At 73.0% G+C, this 23,554-nt stretch carries 19 protein-coding genes; 10 read left to right on the top strand and 9 right to left on the bottom strand.

Annotated elements, in window-relative coordinates; genetic code table 11:
• Positions 1-62 precede the first annotated feature (62 nt).
• The 7 genes from BZZ08_RS18085 to BZZ08_RS18055 all read left to right on the top strand — a co-directional run bounded on the left by BZZ08_RS18085 (position 63) and on the right by BZZ08_RS18055 (position 6,846).
• Positions 63-401, top strand: a complete 339-nt coding sequence (locus BZZ08_RS18085) for an SCO0607 family lipoprotein (RefSeq protein WP_198601552.1) — start codon at positions 63-65, stop codon at positions 399-401.
• Positions 402-556: 155 nt separating this feature from the next.
• Positions 557-1,414, top strand: coding sequence for a hypothetical protein (locus tag BZZ08_RS18080; protein WP_104633277.1), 858 nt, complete (start codon positions 557-559; stop codon positions 1,412-1,414).
• A 66-nt stretch (positions 1,415-1,480) separates the two neighbouring features.
• Positions 1,481-2,344, top strand: coding sequence for a DMT family transporter (locus BZZ08_RS18075; RefSeq protein ID WP_104633276.1), 864 nt, complete (start codon positions 1,481-1,483; stop codon positions 2,342-2,344).
• 125 nt (positions 2,345-2,469) lie between these two features.
• Positions 2,470-3,228, top strand: coding sequence for a GntR family transcriptional regulator (locus tag BZZ08_RS18070; RefSeq protein ID WP_241965503.1), 759 nt, complete (start codon positions 2,470-2,472; stop codon positions 3,226-3,228).
• Between the two features lies 1 nt (position 3,229).
• On the top strand, positions 3,230-3,994 hold the full coding sequence (locus BZZ08_RS18065; protein WP_104633274.1) for a sulfite exporter TauE/SafE family protein: 765 nt from the start codon (positions 3,230-3,232) through the stop codon (positions 3,992-3,994).
• A gap of 67 nt (positions 3,995-4,061) precedes the next feature.
• Positions 4,062-5,516, top strand: a complete 1,455-nt coding sequence (locus BZZ08_RS18060) for a basic amino acid/polyamine antiporter (protein WP_104633273.1) — start codon at positions 4,062-4,064, stop codon at positions 5,514-5,516.
• Between the two features lie 67 nt (positions 5,517-5,583).
• Positions 5,584-6,846 (top strand): arginine deiminase, encoded by a 1,263-nt coding sequence (locus tag BZZ08_RS18055; RefSeq protein ID WP_104633272.1) that lies wholly within the window; start codon positions 5,584-5,586, stop codon positions 6,844-6,846.
• Between the two features lie 88 nt (positions 6,847-6,934).
• Here BZZ08_RS18055 and BZZ08_RS18050 read toward each other — a convergent pair whose 3' ends face one another.
• A complete protein-coding gene (locus tag BZZ08_RS18050; protein WP_104633271.1) occupies positions 6,935-7,216 on the bottom strand; it encodes a hypothetical protein in 282 nt (93 codons plus the stop codon).
• A gap of 284 nt (positions 7,217-7,500) precedes the next feature.
• Between BZZ08_RS18050 and BZZ08_RS18045 the strand changes: the two genes are divergently transcribed.
• Positions 7,501-7,962: a hypothetical protein gene (locus tag BZZ08_RS18045; RefSeq protein WP_104633270.1), complete on the top strand. Its 462-nt coding sequence runs from the start codon at positions 7,501-7,503 to the stop codon at positions 7,960-7,962.
• 53 nt (positions 7,963-8,015) lie between these two features.
• Here BZZ08_RS18045 and BZZ08_RS18040 read toward each other — a convergent pair whose 3' ends face one another.
• Entirely contained in the window at positions 8,016-10,391 is a 2,376-nt protein-coding gene (locus BZZ08_RS18040; protein ID WP_104633269.1) for a glycoside hydrolase family 65 protein, read from the bottom strand.
• Positions 10,388-12,778, bottom strand: a complete 2,391-nt coding sequence (locus BZZ08_RS18035; RefSeq protein ID WP_104633268.1) for a phosphoketolase family protein — start codon at positions 12,776-12,778, stop codon at positions 10,388-10,390. Before BZZ08_RS18035 ends, BZZ08_RS18040 begins: the two co-directional genes overlap by 4 nt.
• A gap of 363 nt (positions 12,779-13,141) precedes the next feature.
• Here BZZ08_RS18035 and BZZ08_RS18030 point away from each other — a divergent pair, with 363 nt between their 5' ends.
• Entirely contained in the window at positions 13,142-13,807 is a 666-nt protein-coding gene (locus BZZ08_RS18030; protein WP_104633267.1) for a TetR/AcrR family transcriptional regulator, read from the top strand.
• A gap of 94 nt (positions 13,808-13,901) precedes the next feature.
• Positions 13,902-15,473, top strand: a complete 1,572-nt coding sequence (locus BZZ08_RS18025) for an MDR family MFS transporter (RefSeq protein WP_241965505.1) — start codon at positions 13,902-13,904, stop codon at positions 15,471-15,473.
• Between the two features lie 82 nt (positions 15,474-15,555).
• On the opposite strand, the gene BZZ08_RS18020 is transcribed toward BZZ08_RS18025, so the two are convergent.
• From BZZ08_RS18020 to BZZ08_RS17995, 6 genes are all read right to left on the bottom strand, one after another.
• Positions 15,556-16,560, bottom strand: coding sequence for a twin-arginine translocation signal domain-containing protein (locus BZZ08_RS18020; protein ID WP_104633265.1), 1,005 nt, complete (start codon positions 16,558-16,560; stop codon positions 15,556-15,558).
• Between the two features lie 28 nt (positions 16,561-16,588).
• Entirely contained in the window at positions 16,589-17,869 is a 1,281-nt protein-coding gene (locus BZZ08_RS18015; RefSeq protein ID WP_104633264.1) for a TRAP transporter large permease subunit, read from the bottom strand.
• Between the two features lie 3 nt (positions 17,870-17,872).
• Positions 17,873-18,523, bottom strand: a complete 651-nt coding sequence (locus BZZ08_RS18010) for a hypothetical protein (RefSeq protein ID WP_104633263.1) — start codon at positions 18,521-18,523, stop codon at positions 17,873-17,875.
• Entirely contained in the window at positions 18,520-20,649 is a 2,130-nt protein-coding gene (locus BZZ08_RS18005; RefSeq protein WP_104633262.1) for a hydantoinase/oxoprolinase family protein, read from the bottom strand. Before BZZ08_RS18005 ends, BZZ08_RS18010 begins: the two co-directional genes overlap by 4 nt.
• A 101-nt stretch (positions 20,650-20,750) precedes the next feature.
• Positions 20,751-22,349, bottom strand: coding sequence for an FAD-dependent oxidoreductase (locus BZZ08_RS18000; RefSeq protein ID WP_104633261.1), 1,599 nt, complete (start codon positions 22,347-22,349; stop codon positions 20,751-20,753).
• Positions 22,350-22,395: 46 nt separating this feature from the next.
• Positions 22,396-23,421 carry a LacI family DNA-binding transcriptional regulator gene (locus BZZ08_RS17995; protein ID WP_241965502.1) on the bottom strand — a complete coding sequence of 342 codons (1,026 nt, stop codon included), beginning with the start codon at positions 23,419-23,421 and terminating at the stop codon, positions 22,396-22,398.
• Between the last annotated feature and the right edge of the window lie 133 nt (positions 23,422-23,554).

Below are 23,554 nucleotides of genomic sequence, written 5' to 3'. Positions count from 1 at the left end.
GAGGTGCGTCCCCCCGCCGGGGGACGCTTGCCGCACCAGTCACCCCCCTCAGGGAGCCAACCGTGCGTACCACTCACCTGCTTCACCGACCGTCGACCGCGTCCGCCGTCCGCACCGGGCGGTCCGTCCGTGGTCTCGTCCTGGCCTGTGCCGCCGCCGCGGCGGTGCTGACCGGCTGTTCCATGGAGGAGGCCAGCTGCGGCGGCGGTGAGTACCCGGTCCTGAGCATCGGCGGCACCGGCAGCGCATGTGTGCCCAACGGCGAGGAGCCGCCCGAGGGTTACACCCGCTACCCCGAGGGCAAGGTCCCGGAACACGTCGGCGACAAGTGGGACACCTACTGGCAGACACATACCGTCGACGAGCACGGGAAGGTCGTGGAGGTGCCCGCGGGCGGCTGAGCACCTCTCTCCGTGGTCCGAACACACGCACTGGGTTGCGGCGGCACATACCACGAGGGCGGCCATACGTGGTATACCGACTCGGCAGCGAACAGGGCAACAACTGAGGGCTGCGCGTCAGCCTTCACGGCCGCGAACCAAGGAGAGTCCCCACCATGTCCGAGAGCACGATGCAGTCCGCCACGGAACTGGCGTCGCAGTACAGCGTCCAGGTGACCGACGACCTGGAGCGCAACGTCAAGGAGCAGGAACGTGTCAGCGCGGAGATCACGGCTCTCCAGCAGCAACTGGCCGCGCTGCAGCACGACCACGCACTGCTGGTGAACATGCAGCAGGCCCTCGGCATCACCGCGCCGCCGCAGTCCGCCGCCGCGCCGGAGCCCGCCGCCGCGACCGAGGCGGCCACGGTGCCGGCTCCGCGTGGCGGTGCCGCCTCGCGGTCGGCCGCGGGCAAGTCGATGCGGAGCAAGAAGGCCACCGCCGCGCCCAAGCGCGCGGCGGCCTCGAAGCCGGGTGCCAAGCCGGCCTCGAAGCCGACGGCGAAGAAGGCCACCAGGTCGACCGCCACGACGACCACCGAGACGGCCGACAAGTCACCCGCCAAGGCATCCGCCAAGACGACCGAGAAGGCACCCGCCAAGGCGACCGAGAAGTCACCCGCCAAGTCGGCCACCAAGACCGCCGCCAAGAGCGCCGGGAAGCCCGCGGCGAAGAAGGCGGCGGCACGGGACGCGGGCCGGCCGACCCTGGTGGAGCTGGTGCGCGAGCACCTCGCCGGGCAGCGGGAACCGCGGTCCGCCGCCGAGGTCACCACGGCGCTGAGCGAGGCCCACTCCGGACGGACTGTCAAGACCACGGTCGTGCGCACCACGCTCGAGGGACTCGTCGCCAAGAACCAGGCCCAGCGCACCAAGCAGGGCACCTCGGTCTACTACACCGCCACCGAGGCCGCCGTGCCCGAGCGGAAGCAGGACCCCGCGGCCGAGGCTGCCTCCGGGCAGAGCGACAGCTGAGCAGTCCCCGGCGCCCCGGACGTGACGCGGCGCGCGGCCGGGGGCGATCGGGGTGAGTATCGGTGGATGGGTGTTGTACTGCCGGTGCTCTTCGCACTCCTCGCCGCCTTCAGCAACGCGCTGGCCACCGTGCTCCAGCGGCGCGCCGCGCTGAGCGTGCCGCAGTCCCAGGGGTTCCGCCCCGGACTCGTCCTCGATCTGTTGCGGCGCCCCGTGTGGCTCGGCGGCATGCTGGCCGTCGTGGTGGCCGGTGTGGGTCAGGCGATCGCCCTGGCGACGGGGCCGTTGTCACTCGTACAGCCCCTGTTCGTGCTGGAGCTTCCACTGGCCCTGCTGCTGGCCTCGCTGCTGACCGGCAACCGACTGCCGGAGGTCATGTGGCTCGCCGTCGGCGGAGTGGTCGTGGGGCTCGGTGTCGCGCTGGCCTCGGCCGCACCGGACGGCGGCAAGGCCGACGTGCCCCTGGACCGCTGGGTGCCGGCGCTGGCGGCCTGTGCCGGAGCGGCCGTGGTGCTGGCCGCCGCCGGTCTGAAGCGCCCGGTCGGCAAGGCCCGTGCCGGGTGCCTCGGCGCGGCCACGGCGGTGTGCTACGCGCTGACGGCCGGACTGATGAAGGACTCCATGCGTGTCCTGGACGCCGACGGCCTGGTCGGCTTCTTCACCGCCTGGCAGACCTACGGCTTCGCGGTGGCCGGGGTGTGTGCCGTGCTCCTGCTGGAGCACGCTATGCAGGGCGGTCCGCTCGTCGCCTCGCAGCCCGCCCTCACGCTGGGCGACGCGACGGTGAGCCTGCTGCTCGGCGTGGTCCTGTACCGGGAGGACATACGGGGCGACTGGTGGGTCGTGCCGCAGCTGCTCGGGGTGGCGCTCATCGTCGTGGGAGTGCTGAACCTGGCCCGGCGCGGCGTGGATCTGCGCACCGCGCGGTGAGCGTCCCGCGGGCCGGGTGGCGAAGCGCGCCGCGCTCCCCCGCGAACCCGCAGGTCAGACGTTTTCGCAGGTCAGCAGGGGTGGCGTAACGTCGGCGAAACATGGTTCGGGTTACCGTGAGCGGCATGGACCACCATGGGGGACGGCCGCGCGCGGAGCGGGCCCGGCAGCTGGCCGACGTACTGCGGCAGCAGATCACGGGCGGTGCCTTCGCCGACGGCACGCTGCCCGACGAGCGGGATCTGGGCCGCCGGTTCGGTGCCTCGCGCAACGCCGTGCGGGACGCCCTGGGGCTGCTGCGCGAGGAGGGTCTGATCACCCGGCGGCGCGGGATCGGGACGACGGTGCTGCTGCCGAAGTACGGGCACGGCCTCGACCGGCTGACCGGGCTGGCCGAGGAACTGACCGGGCGCGGCACCGTGACCAACGAGGTGCGGGTCGCCGCCGAGGTGCCGGTGCTGCCCGCCGCGATCGCCACCCGTCTGGAGGTGCCGGCCGGCGCGGGCGGTGTGTACGTGGAGCGGCTGCGGTGGCTGGACGGGCTGCCGCTGTCGCTGGACACCAGTTACCTGACCGACGACGTCGGCCGTGCCGTGCTCGCCGGCGACCTGCGGGACCGTGATGTGTTCGACCTGGTCGAGGAGGCCGCCGGTGTCGGGCTCGGGCGGGCCGAGGTGGCCGTGCACGCGGTCAACGCGGACCCGGGCACGGCGCGGTTGCTGGGGATCGAGCCGGGGGCGGCGGTGTTCGCCCTGGAGCGGCTGACCCGGTTGGCGGACGGCCGACCGGTGGACGCCGAGTCGATCCGGGTCCGCGCGGACCGGATGACCCTGCGCGCCACGCTCCACCGCGGTGGGCCGCGGACCGCGTCGGAGGATGCCTGAGATGACCGGTGCGAGTGTGCCCGTGCTGGTGGCGCTGGGGCTGCTGGGTCTGGTCGGCGGGGTGGGCATCACCGCCGTCGGACCGGGCGGGGTGCTGCCCACCATCGGCCTGTTCGCGCTCACCGGTCTGACGCCCGCGGAGGTGGCCGGGACGGCCCTCGTCACCCATGTCGCCACCGGGGTCCTCGCGACCGCCGCCTACACCCGCTCCGGGCAGCTGCGCGAGCCGGGGACCCGGCGCACGGCGCTGGTCCTGGCGGTGAGCGCGGTCGTCGGTACCCCGCTCGGCGTCCTGGTCAACTCGTACGTGTCCAAGCGGATGTTCGGGCTGGTGCTCGGTGTGTTCGTGGCGGGCGTGGCGGGCCTGGTGTGGTTCCGCGAGCGCCGCCGTGCGGCCGCCGCGCGGGCGCACCCGTCGACGGCGGTGGTGGCGGGGCTGGGCTGCGCGGTGGCCGTGGCGGCCGGGGTCGTCGGCATCGGCGGACCGATGCTGACCGTGCCCTTGCTGGTGGCCCTGGGCGTGCCCGTGCTGGAGTCCCTCGCCGCGGCCCAGGCGCAGTCCGTCGTCATCGCCGGGGTGGGAACGGTGGGGTACCTGGCCCAGGGGGCGGTCGACTGGCCGCTGGCGGTGCTGGTCGGCGTGCCGGAGCTGGCGGGGGTGCTGCTGGGCTGGCGGATCGCCCACGCGCTGCCCACGCGCCACCTGAAGTACGCCCTGATCGCCACGCTGTTCGCGCTGGCCCCGTACCTCGCCCTGCACGGCTGACCAAGATGCCCGGAGCGACCACCTCATGCACAGTGGTCGCAATCGCTCAGCCACCCGGAGGGACGGCATGTCGCAGGCCGCTGCTTCCGACGTCGACAGCACCGCGCCGCCCACCGCGAAGGTGGGGATGTTCACCCTGACCGCCATGGTGGTCGGGTCGATGGTGGGCGCCGGGGTGTTCTCGCTGCCGGGGCGCTTCGCCGAGGAGACCGGCGTCGCGGGCGCGCTGATCGCCTGGGCGATCGCGGGCACGGGCATGCTGACGCTGGCCTTCGTCTTCCAGTCCCTCGCGGTGCGCAGGCCCGACCTCGACGCCGGCGTGTACGCGTACGCCAAGGCGGGCTTCGGCGAGTACCCGGGCTTCTTCGCCGCCTTCGGCTACTGGGCCAGTTCGTGCGTGGGCAACGTGACCTACTGGGTCCTGATCATGTCGACCGCCGGGTCGGTCTGGCCGGCCCTGGGCGACGGGGACACCGCCGTGGCGGTGGTGCTGTCCTCCGCCGGGCTGTGGGCGTTCTTCTGGCTGATCCGGCGCGGGGTGAAGGAGGCGACGGCGATCAACCGGATCGTCACGGTCGCCAAGCTCGTCCCCATCGTCTTCTTCGTCGTCCTGGCCCTGGTGTACTTCGAACCGGGCGTCTTCGCGGACAACTTCGGCGGCGCCGACTACGCCGGCTCCCTGTTCTCGCAGGTGCGCGGCACCATGCTGGCGACCGTCTTCGTGTTCCTCGGCGTCGAGGGCGCCAGCGTCTACTCCCGGCACGCCCGGCGCCGGTCCGACGTGGGCAGGGCGACGGTGCTCGGCTTCCTCAGCGTCTTCGCCGTCTTCGCGTCGGTGACCATCGTGTCGTACGGCATCATGCCGATGGCCGAGATCGCCGGCCTGCGCCAGCCGTCCATGGCGGGTGTCCTGGAGGCGGCCGTCGGCACCTGGGGCCGGGTGTTCATCGGCGTCGGTCTGATCGTGTCGGTCCTGGGCGCCTATCTGGCCTGGACGCTGATGGCGGCGGAGGTGCTCTTCGTCGCGGCCAAGGACGACGACATGCCGCGCTTCCTGCGCCGCGCCAACGCCGCCGACGTGCCGGTGCCGGCGCTGCTGATGTCCTCGCTGCTCACCCAGGTGGTGCTGATCGCCACCAGTTTCTCCAGCGACGCCTTCGACTTCGCGCTCAACCTGACCAGCGCCCTCTCCCTGATCCCGTATCTGCTGGCGGCGGCCTTCGCGGTGCGGATCGGCAGCCGGGACGACCCGCTGACCGAGGGCGGCCGCACCTCGCGGCGCGAGCTGGCGGTCGGGGTCGTCGCCACGCTGTACACCGCGTTCCTGCTGTACGCGGCGGGGCTCAAGTTCGTCCTGGTGTCCTTCGTCGTCTACGCGCCGGCGACCGTGCTGTTCGTGATGGCCCGCCGCGAGCAGGGCCGTCGGCTGTTCTCGCCCGGGGAACTCGTCGTCCTGGCCGTCTCCGTGACCGGCGCGGTGCTCGGCCTCGTCGCCCTGGTGGCCGGGTGGATCAGCCTGTGAGTCGTTGCCCCGTCCGTTGTCCCCGTTCGTCCTACCCGCCTCGTACCGCATCCCTCAAGGAGGCCGTGTGACCAGCAACGAGAGCGCCGTGAAGCCCGCGCTCGGCGTCCATTCCGAGGTCGGCAGGCTGCGCAAGGTCCTGGTGTGCTCCCCCGGCCTTGCGCACCGGCGGCTGACCCCCACCAACTCCGACGAGTTGCTCTTCGACGACGTCATGTGGGTGGAGAACGCCCAGCGCGACCACGCCGCCTTCGTCGGTGAACTGCGCCGGCGCGGGGTGGAGGTGGTGGAGCTGCACGATCTGCTGGCGCAGATCATGGCCGTTCCGGAGGCCAGGACCTGGCTCCTGGACCGCAAGATCGTCGCCAACCAGGTCGGCATCGGTCTCATCGACGCCACCCGCGCCTATCTGGAGGGCCTCTCGCCGCGGGAACTCGCCGACTACCTCATCGGCGGGCTCGCCACCACCGACCTGCCCGAGGACTTCCGCTCCCCGCACCTCGCACTGGCCCGCGAGTCCACCGGCGCCCGCGAGTACCTGATGCCCCCGCTGCCCAACACCCTGTACACGCGTGACACCACCTGCTGGCTGTACGGCGGTCTCACCCTCAACCCGCTGTACTGGTCCGCGCGGCACGACGAGACGCTGCTGATGAAGGCGATCTACACCTTCCACCCCGACTTCAGGGGCTCGACGGTGTGGTGGGGCGACCCCGAGCAGGACTGGGGGCAGGCCACCTTCGAGGGCGGCGACATCATGCCGGTGGGCAACGGGGTCGTCCTCATGGGCATGAGCGAGCGCACCTCGCGGCAGGCCATCACGCAGGTCACCGCCGCGCTGTTCCGCAACGGCGCCGCCGAGCACGTCGTCGTCGCGGGGATGCCGAAGCTGCGGTCAGCCATGCACCTGGACACGGTCTTCACCTTCGCCGACCGCGACGTGGTGACCCTCTACCCCCGCATCATGGACGCGGTGCACACCTTCTCGCTGCGCCCCGGCGACCGGGCCCCCGGCTTCGACGTCGTCGACGAGGGGACGACGCCCTTCGTCGAGGTCGTCGCCAAGGCGCTCGGGCTGCCGAAGCTGCGGGTGGTGGAGACGGGCGGCGACGCCTACGCCTCCGAGCGCCAGCAGTGGGACAGCGGCAACAACGCGGTCGCGGTGGAACCGGGCGTGGTGTTCACCTACGACCGCAACACCCTGACCAACGCGCTGCTGCGCGAGGCCCGGGTGGAGGTCGTCACCATCGTGGGCGCGGAACTGGGCCGGGGGCGCGGCGGTGGGCACTGCATGACGTGTCCGCTGGTGCGTGACCCCGTCGACTTCTGACCTCGGCGGCCTCACAGCACCTCAGCGGCCTCGGCGGCCTCAGCCCTGCCTCAGCCCGGCCTCAGCGGCCTCAGCGGCCTCAGCGGCCTCAGCGGCAGAACCCGTACGCCTGCTCCAGCCACCGGTGCAGTGCCGTGTGCACACTGCCGGGCAGCACGCTGAGCTGCTCGATGGCGGCCCGGTCCCCGGCCGAGGGCGCGATGCCGGCGGCGGTCAGCAGGGCGAGCAGGTCGAGGCGGCGCAGGTCGACGGGGTCGACGCGGCAGGGGACGCGCCGGGCGGGGTCCGGCGGCTGGAGCAGGAAGTCGCCCGTGTCGCGGGCGTGCGCGTGCGTCGGGGCGGCGGCGGTCGGAGCAGTCGTCGGGTGCATACCGCGGTCCTCCACGTGAGGGGGCGCCCGGTCGGGTCGCCGTTCTTGACGGCATGAGACACCGGGGCGCGGACTGCGGTTGCGGGCCGCCGCGAGGACCACTCGGGGGATGCAATCGGCGTCTTGTCGCACGAACCGGAGGGCCGGGCCGGCGTGCGGGCCGACGCCCCGGCGGTCCCGGCCCGCTGCTCCGTACGAGTGGTGCGTTCACGGACACGGTCGTACGGTCGGAACGGAGAAAGGGGAAAGCGCAGGCAAGCGACCCCGAGACGGCGGGAGCAGACATGGGCAGGAACCCGATGAGGGCAGCGGTCACACTCTGTGCCGCCGCCGCGCTCGCAGTACCCCTGGTGGGCACGGCATCCGCCGCACCGTCGGCACAGCCCGCGGCGCGGACCCAGCAGACGCAGGATCCGGTGCTGGTCGACTGCTCCGGGCAGCCGCAGATCGGGCCCGGGGCGTACGTGCTCGCCTGCGGGGACGGCAACAGCCGCCTGGTCTCCCTGCGCTGGTTCCGCTGGGACCCGCAGGCCGCCGTGGGCCGCGGCACGAACGCCGTGAACGACTGCGAACCCGACTGCGCCGCGGGCGCCTTCCACTCCTACCCGGTGACCGTGCGGCTCGACATGCCGACGGGCGGGGAGCAGGGCACGGGCCAGGCGCACTTCACCCGGATCACCCTCACCTACACCGACGGCAGGCCGGACGGGTCCCCCCGCACGGTGACCTACCCGTTGCCCGGCTGACCGGCTGACTGGCTGACTGGCTGACTGGGCGACGGGGCCGAGCGGTCCGCCGGTCAGTCCGGCAGCACCAGCCGGCAGGTGTCGCCCGGCTGGAGGCGCACCTCGCGGTCCGGCAGCCGGACGTCGATCGGCAGCGGGCCGGCCGCGGGCACGGCGATCTCCAGCCGGCCGTGCTCCAGCCGGAACCGCACACCCCAGTGGCCCTGGTAGCGCACGGAGAAGCCGTACGACGACAGCTCCGGCAGCGGCACCGGGTCCAGCCACAGTGCGCCCGCGCGGGTCTCCAGGCCGGTCAGACCGCGCTGGACGAGGTCGAGGGTGCCCGCCATGGCCCCCAGGTGGATGCCCTCGCCGGTGGTGCCGCCCTGGAGGTCGGCGACGTCGCCCTTGAGTGCCTCCTGGACGTACGTCCAGGCCTCGGCGCGGCGGGCGCGGGCCAGGATCCAGCCGTGGACGAGTCCGCTGAGGGTGGAGCCGTGGCTGGTGCGGGCCAGGTAGTGGTCGACGGTGCGCTGCCAGGTCCGCTCGTCGAGGCTGTAGCCCAACCGCCGGAACAGTGAACGGAGTTCGGCCGGGGAGAACAGGTAGCCCAGCATGAGGACGTCGGCCTGTTTGGACGCCTGGTAGTTGTTGACGCTGTCGTTCTCGGCCTCCAGGAGACGGTCGAGGCGCCGGATGTCGCCGTACCGCTCGCGGTAGCCCGCCCAGTCGAGTTCGGCGAGTTCGCCGTACCCCTCGAACTGGCTGACGACGCCCTCGTGGAAGGGGACGTGGAGGGTGCGGGAGACGCTGTCCCACTGTTCCAGTTCCGCGTCGTCCAGGGCGGTGCGCTCGACGAGTTCACGGCGGCGGGGTTCGGGCAGGTCGGCGAGGACGTCGAGGGTGCGGGACAGCACCCAGGCGGCGGTGACGTTGGTGTAGGCGTTGTCGTCCAGGCCCGGCCGGTCGGCGCCGGGGTAGGCCTCGTGGTACTCGTCGGGGCCGACGACGCCCCGGATGCGGTGCCGCCCGAGCCGCTCGTCCCAGAGGGCGGAGTCGGCCCAGAAGCGCGCGATCTGCAGCAGCGTCTCGGCGCCCTTGGTGTGCAGGAACTCGGCGTCGCCGCTCGCCTCGCAGTACTGCCACACGTTGTACGCGATGGCCGACCCGACGTGGTGCTGGAGGTGGGAGTGGTCGGGGAGCCAGCGGCCCGAGCGCGGGTTGAGGTGCAGCTGCTGGGTCTCCTCGCGGCCGTCGCTCCCGCTCTGCCAGGGGTAGAGCGCGCCGCGCCTGCCGATCGCGCGGGCGGCGGAGCGGGCCTTCTCCAGGCGGCGGTGCCGGTAGTGCAGCAGGGCGCGGGAGACCTCCGGGAAGTGCAGGTTCAGGTAGGGCAGGACGAACAGCTCGTCCCAGAAGACGTGGCCGCGGTAGGCCTCCCCGTGCAGTCCGCGCGCCGGTACGCCCACGTCGAGGTCGGCGGTGTGCGGGGAGAGGGTCTGCAGCACGTGGAAGAGGTGCAGGCGCAGGATGCTGCCCGCCTCGCCGGGGACGTCCAGTTCGGCGCGGCGCCACAGCTGGCCCCAGGCGGCGCGGTGGCTGACCAGCAGGTCGTCGAAGCCGGGGGTTCCGGCCACCCGGTCGATCGCGGCCTGGAGCGGGTCGCTGATCGCCGGGTCGCGCGAGGTGTGCAGGGCCACGACCTTGTCGACGGTGACGGTGCGGCCCGGTTCGGCGCGCAGGGCGGCGCGCTGGGTGACGCACAGGTGCTCACGGGCCGCGGTGACCGGCGCGTCCGCGGTGGTGCGGGCGGCCATGCCGATCCGGATGTCCGAGGTGCGGGTCCGGCAGCGCAGCCACACCATGTCGTCGGCGGCGCTGTCGGTGTGCACGTGGGTGAGGTGGTGGCCGTCGAGGTCCCGGTAGCGCGGCACGCCGGAGTTGGTGACGCCGCCGTCGAGGGCGGCCTCCACCTCCAGGTCGGCCGGGCCGCCCTCGACGGTGAACTCCGTGCGCAGGGCGGCGAGGTGGGGATCGGCCATGTGCACCAGGCGCAGCTGGCGCACGGACAGCAGGCGCTCCCCGTCGAGCCCGAAGCGGGTGAGGCGCTCCAGGACGCCCGAGTCCAGGTGCACGGTCTGACGGTGGTCGAGCACCTCGGCGGTGTCGGGCGTGAGCCAGTCCCCTCCGGCGGTCCTGAAGCGCAGCGGCAGCCAGTTGGGGAGGTTGACCATGTCCTCGTTCTCGACCTCGCGCCCCGCGACGGCGGAGGTGAGCCGGTTGTAGCAGCCGGCCACGTAGGTGCCCGGGTAGTGCACGTCGTCGGCGGCGCACTCGGGCAGGGCGCCGCGGGTGGCGAAGTAGCCGTTGCCGAGGGTGCACAGGGACTCGCGCAGCCGTTCCTCCGCAGGGTCGTAGTGGTCGTAGTCCCAGGTCGAGGGGGTCGCGGTCACCGCGAGCCCTCCCAGGTCCAGTCGGCGACCTCGGGCAGGTCCACGCCGTGTTCGCGGATCCATTCGTGGTGCCGCAGCCGGGCGTCCTCCATCCGCTGCCGTACGGCGGCGGCGCGCACGGCGAGGCCGGGCACGCGGTCGATGACGTCCATGACGAGGCGGTAGCGGTCCAGGTCGTTGCCGACCACCATGTCGAACGGTGTGGTGGTGGTTCCGATCTCCTTGTAGCCGCGCACGTGCAGGTGGGCGTGGCCGGTGCGCCGGTAGGCGAGCCGGTGGATCAGCCAGGGGTACCCGTGGTAGGCGAAGATCACCGGCTTGTCGGCGGTGAACAGTCCGTCGTACTCGAAGTCGCTCATGCCGTGCGGGTGTTCCCCGCTGGGCAGCAGGCGGGCGATGTCCACCACGTTCACCACCCGCACGGCGAGGTCGGGCAGGTGGCGGCGGACAAGCTGGGCGGCGGCCAGCACCTCCTGGGTCGGGACGTCGCCCGCGCAGGCGAGCACGACGTCGGGCTCGCGGCCGCCGTCCTCGGTGCCGGCCCAGTCCCAGATGCCGGCGCCGCGCGCGCAGTGCGCCTTCGCCTGTTCCATGGTCAGCCAGTCGAAGCAGGGCTGCTTGCCGGCGACGATCACGTTGACGTAGTCGCGGCTGCGCAGGGCATGGTCGGCGACGGAGAGCAGGGTGTTGGCGTCCGGCGGCAGATAGACCCGGACCGCCTCGGGGCTCTTGTTGAGGATGTGGTCGACGAAACCGGGGTCCTGGTGCGAGAAGCCGTTGTGGTCCTGGCGCCACACGTGGGAGGTGAGCAGGTAGTTGAGGGAGGCGATCGGCGCGCGCCAGGGCAGGCGGCGGGTCACGCGCAGCCATTTGACGTGCTGGTTGACCATCGAGTCGACGATGTGGACGAAGGCCTCGTAGCAGGAGAACAGTCCGTGCCGGCCGGTGAGGAGGTAGCCCTCCAGCCAGCCCTGGCAGGTGTGTTCGGACAGGATCTCCATCACGCGGCCGTGCCGGTCCAGGTCCTCGTCGACGGGCAGCGTCCGCTCCTGCCATGCCTTGCCGCTGGCGGCGTAGACGGCCTGGAGGCGGTTGGAGGCGGTCTCGTCGGGGCCGACGAGCCGGAAGTCGCGCCGTTCGGCGGTGGCGTCCATGACGTCCCGGAGCAGGTCGCCGAGGACCCGGGTGGGCTCGTGCGTGCTCGCGCCGGGTTTGTCGACGGGCACGGCGTACTTCTCCAGCGCGGGCATGGGCAGCTCGCGCAGCAGGAGGCCGCCGTTGGCGAAGGGGGTGGCGCCCAGGCGGCGCGGCCCCTCGGGGACGGCGGCGAGGACGGCGGGCCGCGGGGCTCCGGCGTCGTCGAACAGCTCCTCGGGTCGGTAGGAGCGCAACCACTGCTCCAGCTGCGCGAGGTGCTCGGGATCGGTCCGTACGGCGGACAGGGGCACCTGGTGGGCGCGCCAGGTGCCCTCCACGGGCAGTCCGTCGACCACCGCGGGGCCGGTCCAGCCCTTGGGAGTGCTCAGGACGATCATCGGCCAGCGGGGGCGGCCGGTGGCGCCCTCCTCGCGGGCTGCGCGCTGGATCGCGGCGATGCGGTCCAGGGCGGTGTCCATGGCGTGGGCCGTCGCGCGGTGGACCGCGGCCGGGTCGTCGCCGGTGACGTGGATCGGGTCGTGGCCGTAGCCGCGCAGGAGTTCGTCGAGCTCGCCCTCCGGGAGGCGGGCGAGCACCGTCGGGTTGGCGATCTTGTAGCCGTTGAGGTGCAGGATCGGCAGGACGGCGCCGTCGTGCACCGGGTCGAGGAACTTGTTGGAGTGCCAGGACGTCGCCAGCGGGCCGGTCTCCGCCTCGCCGTCGCCGATCACACAGGCGACCACCAGGTCCGGGTGGTCGAAGGCGGCGCCGTAGGCGTGCGAGAGCGCGTAGCCCAGTTCGCCGCCCTCGTGGATCGAGCCCGGCGTCTCGGGCGCGACGTGGCTCGGTACGCCGCCGGGGAAGGAGAACTGCTTGAACAGCCGGGCCATGCCGGCCGCGTCCCGGGTGACGTCCGGGTAGGTCTCGGTGTACGAGCCCTCCAGCCAGGCGTTGGCCAGCACGGCGGGACCGCCGTGGCCGGGCCCCCAGACGCACAGGGCGTCGAGGTCACGGGCCTTGATGACCCGGTTGAGGTGGGTGTGGACCAGGTTGAGGCCGGGTGAGGTGCCCCAGTGGCCGAGCAGGCGCGGCTTGACGTGCTCGGGGCGCAGGGGTTCGGCGAGCAGGGGGTTGGCCATCAGGTAGATCTGGCCGACGGCGAGGTAGTTGGCGGCGCGCCAGTGGGCGTCCAGGCCGGCGAGCTCCTCGTCGGTGAGCTCGGGGGGCGCCTGCTGCTGGTCGACGGACATCGGTGGTCCTTCCGTGTCGGGACAGCCGGTCGGGGCGCGCGGGCACGGGGTGCCCGTGCACATCCCAACCCTGCGCCGACCGGGCGGGTACCCGAGAGGGCCGTTCGGGTCACGTGGTGTTCCGAACGGGTCACGGAGCGCCGGTGCCGCGGGGCGGTGGGCGGTGGGCGACGGTGCGTGACGGGAACAGCACGGCCGTCACCGGCGCCGACCCCGGTGCCGGCCGTGCTGGTGCAGCGGCTACCCCAACTTCGGCGTCTCACACAGGTGTTGCCCGACCAGGCGGCGGCCCGCCTCGACGGGGCCGCCGACACCGGCGCGGGACGGCGGGCCAATTTTGCATGTCGTGCATCTTTGCATATCATGCAACTTATGTCGGAGAAGGGGGCCGCGAGGGGCGGACTGCGGGAGCGGAAGAAGCGGGCCACGCGTGCCGCTCTGTCCGAGGCCGCGGTACGGCTCGCCGCCGAACACGGGGCGGAGAAGGTCACCGTCGAGGCGATCAGCGCCGCGGCCGGTGTGTCCGTGCGTACCTTCTTCAACTACTTCGACAGCCGCGACGACGCCTTCGTGGTGGTCGACGCGGACGCCGGCGCACGCATGCGGCGCGCCGTCCTGGAAGCACCGGCCGAATTCTCCCCGCTGGCAGCCCTGCGCGAGGCCATGGCGGCGGAGCTGGCCGAGGCGGAACAGCAGCACGAACTGTGGCGGCTGCACGCCAAGGTCCTGCACGCCTCGCCGCACCTCCTGGCGCGCGGTGTCGGGGCCCACATGGCGGCCGAGGCGGACCTGGCCGACGCCATCGCCGAACGACTGCGCCGGGTCGGCGTCCCGGACGCCACCGGGCCCGGGTCGGAGCCCGGCCCCGGGTCGGGGCTCTACCCGCGGCTGCTGGCCGCGGTGGCGGGCGCCGCGGTGCGCACCAGCATGGACCACTGGTCCGCCCACCAGGAGGAAGCCGTCTTCCTCGACGTCTTCCACGAGGTGTTCACCCTCCTCGCCGCCGGTCTCCCGGCACCCCCCGCGTAGCCTCCGCGCCGGGCTCGCGACCCACCAGGACCCACCACACGAAAGAGATGCCGTGACCGCTACCCAGGCGCCCGCCGACGCGCCTCCCACCTCGATGACCCACCGGCAGATACTCCAGGCCATGTCGGGTCTGATGGCCGGCATGTTCGTCGCGATCCTGGCCGGTACGGTCGTGGCCAACGCGCTGCCCACCATCATCGCCGACCTGGGCGCCAGCCAGTCGTCCTACACCTGGGTCGTCACCTCCGAACTGCTGGCGATGACCGCCACGGTGCCCCTGTGGGGCAAGCTGTCCGACCTCTTCAACAAGAAGCTGCTGCTCCAGCTGTCGCTGAGCATGTTCGTGGTCGGCTCGCTGCTGGCCGGTTTCTCGCACGGCGTCGGCCTGCTGATCTTCAGCCGGGTGGTGCAGGGCATCGGCGCGGGCGGTCTGACCGCGCTCGCGCAGGTCGTGATGGCCTCCGTCATCCCGCCCCGCCAGCTGGGCAAGTACGCCGGCATCTTCGGTGCCGTCTTCGCCGTGGGCACCGTCGCCGGGCCGCTGGTCGGCGGCGTCCTGGTGGACACCTCGTGGCTGGGCTGGCGCTGGTGCTTCTTCATCGGCGTGCCGTTCGCCCTGCTCGCCATCGCCCTGCTGCAGCGCACCCTGCGCCTGCCCACGGTCAAGCGCGAGGTGCGCATCGACTGGCTCGGCGCGTTCCTGATCGTCGCCGGTGTCTGCGCGCTGCTGATCTGGGTGTCGCTGGCCGGCAACGAGTTCGACTGGGCGTCCTGGCAGACCGGTGTCCTCACCGGCGGCGGCGTCCTGCTGCTGGTCGCGGCGGTGGTCGTCGAGTCCCGCACCGCCGAGCCGGTCATCCCGCTCGGCATCTTCAAGAACCGCACGGTCACCCTGACCACCGTCGCCAGTCTCCTGGTCGGTGTCGCCATGTTCGGCGGGACGGTCTTCCTCTCGCAGTACTTCCAGATCTCGCTGGGCAAGTCGCCGACCGTCGCGGGTCTGATGAGCCTGCCGATGATCCTCGGCCTGCTGGTGTCGTCCACCGTCGCCGGACAGGTGATCAGCCGGACCGGCAAGTGGAAGCGGTACCTGGTGGCGGGGGCGGTGATCATGTCCGTCGGTCTCGCGCTGCTGGCCACGATCGACGCGAAGACCCACTTCGGCCTGCTCAGCCTCTACATGGCGATCCTGGGTGTCGGCGTCGGCATGCTGATGCAGAACCTGGTGCTGGCCGCCCAGAACGACGTGCCCGCCGCCGACCTGGGCGCCGCGACCTCCGTGCTGTCGTTCTTCCGCAGCATGGGCGGCACCATCGGCGTCAGCGTCCTCGGCGCCATCCTCGCCAACCGGGTCGCCGACGAGACGGCCAAGGGACTCGGCAACGCCGGTATCACCGCCCCCGGTGGCGGTGGCTCGGGCGAGGGCAGCGTCCCGGACATGTCCACGCTGCCCGGCCCGCTGCGGACGATCATCGAGCACGCCTACGCCGTCGCCACGGCCGACCTGTTCCTGATCGCCACGCCGTTCGCGGTGCTCGCGCTGGTCGCCGTCGTGTTCATCAAGGAGAAGCCGCTGAAGACCACCAGCGGCATGGAGCGCCTGGCCGAGGAGGCCGGCGAGGGCGGTGCCGCGCCGACCGACAAGGACCCGGCGCCCGTCGCCTGAGGCACCCGGCGAGAAGACAGCGGGGCCGCCCGTCCGATCCGGACGCGCGGCCCCGCTGCCGTGTGCGGTGGCGGACCGGGGGTCAGCCGCGGGCCATCGCGATCGAACCCGCCAGCCGCTCCCCCGCCTCGTAGATCATGTACGGGACGCCGCGGTCGGTGCCGAAGGACGGAGAGGCCGCGCGGCCGTTCTCCGGCGCGGAGCCACGGGAGTCGTAGAAGACGCCGAGGTGCCTGCGGAGCGAGAAGTCGTTGCCGACCTCGGTGATCATCAGGTCGCCGCCGCTCTCCTTGTCCTTGTTGTAGACGACGTACGTGCTGTTGTTCCGGTGCAGCAGGTGCGGCCCGCCCACGTTGACCGCGCCGACGTCGCCGTGGCGCACCAGGGGCTCCTGGGCGAACGTCCAGGTGCGGCCGTCGGCGGACCAGCCCCAGCCGATGTCGCGGTGGTTGGTGGTGTTGTTGACCATGAAGACCATGACGTAGTGCGCGCCGCGCGAGGGCAGTTCGTGCGGGAAGACCCGCGCGTAGGAGGTCTCGGTGGTGCCGGACGGCAGCATCGAGGTGGTCAGCACGACCTTGTCGTAGGAGAAGTGGATGCCGTCGGTGGAGCGGGCGAGCCTGGTCGTGGTGTTCTCGCCGTGGAAGTACAGCCACATCTCCTTCCGTCCGGCGTGCCACATCACGTGCGGCGAGGAGACGTGGATGACGGAGTAGTGCGGCGACCACTTGTTGGAGACGATCGGGTTGTGCGGGTACTCCGTGAAGGGGCCCTCCAGCGAGTCGCCGTAGGCCAGGCAGATGCCGCCGGGGGCGTCGTGCGGGGCGTAGTAGAGGTAGTAGCGGCCGAGCCGGCCGCTCGCGGGCAGCCGGTCGTAGACGCCCCGGACGGTCGGGAAGATGATCTCGCCGGTGGGGTTGTAGGCCAGCTTGGACGGCGTCAGCAGGGTGCGGACGTAGGTGTAGTCGGGGAAGCCGCCGGGTGCGGCCGAGGCGGTGGGCGCGGCGGTGGTGCCCAGCGCGAGGGCGGCGCCGGTGACGGCCGTGCCCTTCAGGAACAGACGGCGGTCGAGGTGCGGCTCGTGCATGTCGTCTCCTGGGTCAGGGGGGGGGAGGTCACAGGTACAGGGCGGCGGTGACGCACATGCCGCCGAGGGCGACCAGCCATACGTAGGGCAGGGTGCGGACCATGACCTGCTGCGGGCTGACTCCGGCGTACTGCGCGGCCCACACGGTCTGCGTGCTGGTGGGGTCGGCGACGCCGAAGACCTGGTTGTACGAGGTGGCCATGCCGAGGACGGCGACGGCCGGGTAGATGCCGGTGGCGATGAGGACGCCCGCGATGCCCGCGCCGAGCCCGAACACGTTGAGCGGGCCGCGGTACAGGCACAGCGGCACCAGCACGGTGAAGACGAGGACGAACAGCACCGGGTTCTGCGGGCTGACCGCCTTCACCAGCGGTTCCAGCGCGTCCACCGCGCCGGGGAGTTTGACGGCCGCGAGCAGGATGCCGATCGCCACGAACAGGGCGAGCGGCGGCGCGGCCACCTCGAAGCCGCCGTACAGGGTGCGCAGCAGCCGCTTGTTCATCTCGCCGGGCCGGGTGGTGGTGACCAGCGCGTAGAGCACACCGGCCAGCATCGAGGGGATGATGGCCACTTCCAGGCCGAGGGCCAGGACCAGCGGGATCACGGGGGCGAGCAGCGCGTACCAGGGTGCGTCGCCGAGGCGTTCGCGGCGCGGGGCGGGGCGCGCGGAGACCGACGTGAGCGACCAGGCGTGCTCGGTGCCGCGCCGCCGGTTCTCGATGACGACGTAGGCGACGGCGGCGACCAGGGCGAACGGGAACAGCTTCACCATGAAGCCGCGGACGGTGTCGACCGGGAGGTCGAGGGCGGTGGAGAAGAACTGCCAGACCGGCAGTTCGAAGGGGACCCCGACCGCGATGCCCATCAGCACCGTGCCCGCGGCGGTCACCTTGGGCACGCCGACGGCCACCATGGCGGGGATGCCGATGATGCCGGCCAGCATCGCGGCCGGTGCCGAGCCGGTGACCGTGCCGACGAGCGCCGAGACGGCGAGGACGCCGAGGGCGACGACGGTGGGCCGGTCGCCGCCGAACTCGACGATCTTGCGGACGAGGGTGCCGGCGATGCCGGTCTCGTCGAGCAGCTTGCCGAGCCAGGAGCCGAGGATGATGGCGACCATCGTCGCCGCGAGCGCCGGGGCGCCCTCCTGGAGCACCGTGTCCAGGACGCTGTTCTTGCCCGTCAGGGGCGCACCGGAGAGGAAGGCGATGACCACGGCCAGCAGCACCAGCGCGAAGGCGGTGGGCAGCTTGCGGGTGAGCATCGCGGCCACGCCGGCCGCCATGACGAGGAGGATGACGACACCCATGGGTCAGTTCTCTCTTCTTGCGTCACGTGCGGGTGGTGGGGTGCTCCCGGCCGCGGAGCCGGTCCGGGTCTCGGTCTCGGCCCCGTGCCCGGTCTCGGCGGCCAGGGCGGCGGTGAGCAGCAGCGGGCTGCGGCCGAGTCCGCAGACGGTGCGGGCGTAGGCGTGGGCGGCCACCTCCTCGGCCCCGGCGACATGGCCGGGGACGCGCAACCGGCCCAGGCGCAGGGCGCTGTGGCCCAGGGCGCGCTTCAGCGCGGCCTTCGCGGGGCCGTGGTGGAGGTGGACGTGCACCGCCTCGTGGGCGAGGGCGGCCGCCCGTACCGAGCCGGGCGGGTACCAGTCGCGCCAGCCGCGGGCGTCCACGACCCGTTCGGCGAGTTCGACCGTGTCGGTGTACAGCTCGACGGTGGGCGGTCTGGAGGTGTACCGGGCGAGCAGCCCGAGTTCCAGTCCGCCGTCGCGCTCGACGATCCGGGCCCCGCACGCCACGGGTGCGAGGGCGGAGCCGAACGCGTCGGCCGCCCGCGCCCACCGGCGCAGCAGCTCCGGGTCGCGGTGCTCGTGGGTCGGCGTGGCGGCCAGCAGCCGCACCGCCCACCCGATGTCGTCGACGGCGGCGAGGTCCGCCTGGACGAGAGCCTTCTTGACGGTCACTCGCGCACCTCCAGTACGGCGACCACCGGTTCGTCGGCGGCGCGGGAACGCAGTTCGCTGCGGGCCAGGGCGAGCAGCGACTGCGGGTCCAGGACGCCGGAGAGGTCGGCGATGCGGGAGCCGAGCAGCAGCCGCACGGCGGGGGCGCGCACGCCTCCGTCGCCGTAGGAGGTGTTCTCGGTGACCAGCTTGGCGAGCGCCTCGGGGGCGGCGGCGACGGTGGTCGCCTCGACCCGGGCGTCGGGCGCGTGGTGGCGTACGACCCCGTCGGCGTCGACGACCCGGACCGGGTGGCGGACGGGCCGGAAGCGGCGGCGGACCTCGGCGCCGTACACGGTGTGCGCGGGGGTGCCGGCCAGTACGTGCACGTGGGACGGGTCGGTCTTGAGGCTGGCGGCGGCCAGCCGCAGGCGCTCGGCGTCGTCGGCCCGGTGGGCCCGGTCCTGGGTGCGCAGTTCGGTGGCGCCGGTGGCGATGGCGCGTACGACGTTGGTCTGCGGGTCGACGGTGACCTCGACCTCGACGCCGTCGGCGGCGGCGCCCTGTTCGACCACGGCGCGCTCGGCCTCGGCGCGCACGGCGAGGATCTGCTCCTGGGTGGCGCCCGGCACGATCCGCTCGACCTGTTCCCGCACCAGGGCGAGGGCGACGCCGATGGGGCTGATGACCTCGTTGTGCTGGGCGATGCGGCCGGTCATGCCGGAGCGGGCGGCCAGGTGCGGGGTGACCGAGGCGGCGCCGCCGCCCCCGCCGACCAGGACGGCGGTGTCGGTGTCGAGGCGGTACTCGCGCACCAGGTCGTCCACGACGGACTTCACCTGGTCGGTGCCGGCGTCCAGGAGCCGGGCGGCGGCGGTGTCCACGTCGGTGCCGAGGGCGGCGGCGAGCGGGGCCAGCGCGGCGCGGGCGGTGCCGGGGTCGGCGTGCGCGAAGTCGCCTTCGGGGACCCGGCCCAGCGCGTTGGCGGCGCAGGTCATGGTGAGGGCGAACCGGCCGCCCGCCGCGTCCAGGACCGCGTAGTCGGCGGGGTCGCCGGGCAGCGGGCTGATCGTGGTCAGCTTCGCGTCCCGCAGGTCGGCCGGGTCGGCGTAACAGGCGTACGGCAGCCCGGCGATGTGCGCGCTGCGCGGTCCGGTACCGGTGACCCGGCCGCCCGAGACGCGCACCATGGAGCCGCCGCCGACGCCGACGGTGCGGACGTCGAGGGCGTTGAGGTAGGAGGTCCGGCCGAGCAGCACGGCGTGCCGTACCGCGACCTTGCCGCGCTTGACGACGCTGATGTCGGTCGAGGTGCCGCCGGTCTCCAGGAACACGCCCTCGCTGACGCGTTCCTGCATCAGCGCGCCGGCCACACCGGCGGCCGGACCGGACAGCACGGTCAGCAGGGGCCTGCGGCGCATCTCGTCCAGGGACATCACTCCCCCGTCGCAGCGCATCACCATCAGCGGCGCGGTGACACCGGCCTTGGTGATGGAGGCGTCGACGAGGTCGGCGGTGGCCAGCATGCGCGGCAGGATCGCCGCGTTGACGACGGCGGTGCGGGTGCGTTTGCGCAGCCCGTACAGGGAGGTGATCTCGTGCGCGGCGGTGGTCGGCAGGCCGGTGGTGCGGGCCGCGTCGGCGACCGCCTCCTCGCCCTCGGGGCGGTCGACGCCGAAGGGCTCGCTGGCCACCAGGGCCTGGGCACCGGCGGCGGTGAGCTGTTCGACGGCGGCCCGTACGGCGGGTGCGTCCTCGGGGTCGGGGACGTGCGCGTAGTGCAGCGGCAGCCGTTTGCCGGGGGTGAGTTCGAGCTTGGCGAGCGTGGCGAGCCTGCGGGTGAAGTACGTTCCGCCGCCGGTGCCGATGCCGATCAGGCCGACGGTGGCGACGTCGCCCTCCAGCAGGGCGTTGGTAGCCTGGGTCGTGCCGTGCGCCAGGAAGGCCACGTCGGCGGGTGCGTGTCCGGTCTGCTTCAGCAGCCGGTCCAGTGCCTCGACGATGCCGTGCGCGACACCGTCCTCGTGATGGTGGCTCGTGGGGACCTTCACCTGGCCCACGAGCGCGAGCGTCGTGGCGTCGACCGCCACGGCGTCGGTGAAGGTTCCGCCCACGTCGATGCCGACGCGGATGCGGTGGGTGGTCATGTCCGGGCACCTCCTTGTGCTGGGTCGGTCCACGCGCGGGCGGTCACCGGGCGGGGCAGGTGGTGCTGCCCCGCCCGGACTTCCGTCCCGCGCGGGGTCGTTCAGTAGCCCCTGACGTCGGGCCAGTGACGCTGTACGCCGTCGCGGTCGAGCACCCTGGCGAACTCCTCGAACCTCTTGTCCTCGGCCTGCACCTCGTGCGGCTCGACGTCCTCGGCGAGACAGTGGGCGGCGAGGGCTCCGGCGACCTCGCCGACGTTCCACTCCACCGGGTGCAGGCGGTAGCAGCCGTTGGTGATGTGGGTGGTGCCCAGGTTCTTGCCGGCCGGCAGCAGGTTGCGCACCCGGCGCGGGACGAGCGCGCCGAGCGGGATCTCGAAGGGGACGGAGCCGATGTCGACGTAGCCGTCGCCACCGGTGGAGGGGTGCAGGTCGATGCGGTAGTTGCCGACGCCCACGGAGTCGCGGTGGCGGGTGCGGCCGTAGGGTCCGAGCAGGTCGATGGAGACGTCGTGCTCGGTGACGGTGGTGACGGCCTTGATACGGCGGGACTCGCGGACGTAGGCGGCCTTGGCGAGGCCGTCGGCGGTGCCCATCACGTCGGGGCGCGGGCGCAGCCCCGGGAAGCCGGTGCCGCCGTCGGCGCGGGGCGCCTCGGTCTGCAGCCAGTACAGCACCGACAGGGACAACTGCCGGGCCTCGCGCAGGGCTTCGGCCTCCTGGCCGATGTAGGGCTTCAGCCAGTAGTCGTTGAGCGGCCAGTTGACGAGGGTGATGTCGGAGTCGAAGGCGCCGTCGGTGTGCAGCTTGCGGGCGAGAATGCGGCGGAAGCCCCACAGTTCCTTGTCGCCCGCGTCGGCGCTCTGGTCGGCGCTGACGGCCAGCGGGTCGAGGTCGGGGTTGGGGGCGAAGGTGCGCGGCACCGGTTCCAGGGTGCGCGGGTCGGGGGCCTCGAAGCCGAGCAGCGGCCCCGGCCAGAAGTCGGGCTTGTAGTCGCGCCAGAAGTCGTAGTCGGCGGGCCGGTCGATGGTGTGGTCCTGGCCCTCGTGGTGGGAGAGGGCGAAGCAGACGGTGATGCCCTGCTGGTTGCCCGGCTGGGCCTCGTCGGGGGCGTGCGGTTCGTCGAACTCGGCCCGGGACTCGGCGCCGTTGACGTGCTCGACGCCCGCGAGGTGGAGCAGTTCGCCGGTCTCGGTGGCGTCCAGGACGTAGCGGGCGGGGACGGTGCGGCGGGTGCCGTCGCGGAGGTCCTCCAGCGTGACGGCGCGGACGACATCGTTGTCGGCCTCGGCGGCCACCGGCCGGTGCTCGGTGAGGACGGTGAGCCGTCCGGCCGCCCGGTGCGGGGCGAGCATGCCCTCCAGGACGGCGAGGGCGACGCGCGGCTCGTGGCAGAGCTTGCTGACCCGGCCGGCGCCCGGGTTGAGGTCGGTGAGGGCGGCGGCCTCGGCGCGCAGCGGGTACCACTGGCGGTAGTACTGGCGGATGCCCTCGCGCAGTCGCCGGTAGGTGGCGGTGGTGCCGAACTGTTCGACCCACGGGTGCTCGTCGGGCGGCACGGCCTGGCTGGTGAGCTGGCCGCCGATCCAGTCCGTCTCCTCGGTCAGGACGACACTGCGGCCGGCCCGGCAGGCGGCGAGCGCCGCGGCGACGCCGCCGAGGCCGCCGCCGACGACGAGGATGTCGGGTTCCGGTATCACGCTGCTGCTCCTTAGGTGGTGCGGTCGGTGCTGTGGGCGGGGTGGTTCAGGGGGCGGCCGGGGGTGGGCCCGCGGTCGCGCCGGGCCTGAAGGCGCAGGCGACGAGGGTGCCCTCGGCGGGGCCGCCGGCGATGCGGGCGGCGAGCAGCCGTACGACCTCGGCGCCCAGCGCGGGGCGCGGGATGTCGAAGCCCATCGGCGCGGGTTCGTCGGCGAGGTCGGCGGGCGGGCTGCCGAGCAGCGCGAGCGACACCTGGCCGGGACAGTCCAGACCCGCCTCGTCGACGGCGGCGCGCAGGGCCCGCCAGGCGGCGCCGGTGTCGGTCTCCTCGGCGACGAACGCGGTGACGCCGGCGGCCACCCAGGCGCGGACCCGGTCGGCGGTGAGGTCGCCGCGCGGGTCGCCGGAGCGGAACACGGCGTCGGGACCGGCGGGCAGGCCGCTGTCCGTGAGCCCGTCGAGGAAGCCGCGTTCGCGGTCGGTGGAGGCGGGGGCGTCGTCGTCCTCGCGGACGAGGAGGACGCGCCGGTGGCCGAGCCCGGCGAGCGCGGTGACGACCTCGCGGCTGGCGCTGACGTAGTCGGCACCCACCCAGGCGAGGCCCTCGGGCTCGTCGCGCCGGCCGACGTGGACGACGGGGAAGTCGTCGGCGACCAGTCGGCGCAGTTCGTCCGCGGGGGCGTGGCGGCCCAGGAAGAGGCAACCGTCCGCCAGCCGTACGCGGTTGAGCGCGCCGGCTCCCCCGGCGCCCGCTCCTCCGGTGCTCGACCCGGTGAACAGCACCAGGTCGTAGCCCTGCGCGGCGGCTTCCTGCTCCACGCCGACGAGGAACGGGTAGTACGAGTGCCGGACGTCGGTCGGGAAGGTCGCGGTGAAGCTGAAGACGCCGAGCAGATTGTTGCGGGCGGCGGCGAGCCGGCTGGCGGCCGGGTCGGGGACGTAGCCGAGGCTGTGGGCGGCGTCCAGGACCTTCGCGCGGGTCTCCGCCGAGATCGGCCGGCCCGTCGCGATGTCGCGGCCGGACAGCACCAGGGACACCGTCGCCTGGGAGACACCGGCGAGCCTGGCCACCTCCGCCTGCCTCGGCCGGGCCCGCCGGCCGGCCGGCGCGGGGGTCCTCCCCGGCCTCGCCCGCCCTGCGGCTTCCTTCGCCACCACCACTCCTCTCCGTCGCTCCGTCGCTCCGTCGCGTAAAGCTGTTAAT

This window comes from Streptomyces sp. MH60 (genome assembly GCF_002939385.1).
Lineage (GTDB): Bacteria > Actinomycetota > Actinomycetes > Streptomycetales > Streptomycetaceae > Streptomyces.
Note: the sequence above shows the minus strand (reverse complement) of the source record. Positions and strands in the feature narration are given on the sequence as shown.

Excerpts from the sequence above, each read along its gene's own strand:
- BZZ08_RS18020 (WP_104633265.1), bottom strand. The coding sequence starts at position 16,560 with ATGCACGAGCCGCACCTCGACCGCCGTCTGTTCCTGAAGGGCACGGCC.
- BZZ08_RS18045 (WP_104633270.1), top strand. The coding sequence starts at position 7,501 with ATGGGCAGGAACCCGATGAGGGCAGCGGTCACACTCTGTGCCGCCGCC.
- BZZ08_RS18060 (WP_104633273.1), top strand. The coding sequence starts at position 4,062 with ATGTCGCAGGCCGCTGCTTCCGACGTCGACAGCACCGCGCCGCCCACC.
- BZZ08_RS18080 (WP_104633277.1), top strand. The coding sequence starts at position 557 with ATGTCCGAGAGCACGATGCAGTCCGCCACGGAACTGGCGTCGCAGTAC.
- BZZ08_RS18075 (WP_104633276.1), top strand. The coding sequence starts at position 1,481 with ATGGGTGTTGTACTGCCGGTGCTCTTCGCACTCCTCGCCGCCTTCAGC.
- BZZ08_RS18065 (WP_104633274.1), top strand. The coding sequence starts at position 3,230 with ATGACCGGTGCGAGTGTGCCCGTGCTGGTGGCGCTGGGGCTGCTGGGT.
- BZZ08_RS18035 (WP_104633268.1), bottom strand. The coding sequence starts at position 12,778 with ATGTCCGTCGACCAGCAGCAGGCGCCCCCCGAGCTCACCGACGAGGAG.
- BZZ08_RS18030 (WP_104633267.1), top strand. The coding sequence starts at position 13,142 with ATGCAACTTATGTCGGAGAAGGGGGCCGCGAGGGGCGGACTGCGGGAG.
- BZZ08_RS18015 (WP_104633264.1), bottom strand. The coding sequence starts at position 17,869 with ATGGGTGTCGTCATCCTCCTCGTCATGGCGGCCGGCGTGGCCGCGATG.
- BZZ08_RS18025 (WP_241965505.1), top strand. The coding sequence starts at position 13,902 with ATGACCCACCGGCAGATACTCCAGGCCATGTCGGGTCTGATGGCCGGC.
- BZZ08_RS18050 (WP_104633271.1), bottom strand. The coding sequence starts at position 7,216 with ATGCACCCGACGACTGCTCCGACCGCCGCCGCCCCGACGCACGCGCAC.
- BZZ08_RS18070 (WP_241965503.1), top strand. The coding sequence starts at position 2,470 with ATGGACCACCATGGGGGACGGCCGCGCGCGGAGCGGGCCCGGCAGCTG.
- BZZ08_RS18005 (WP_104633262.1), bottom strand. The coding sequence starts at position 20,649 with ATGACCACCCACCGCATCCGCGTCGGCATCGACGTGGGCGGAACCTTC.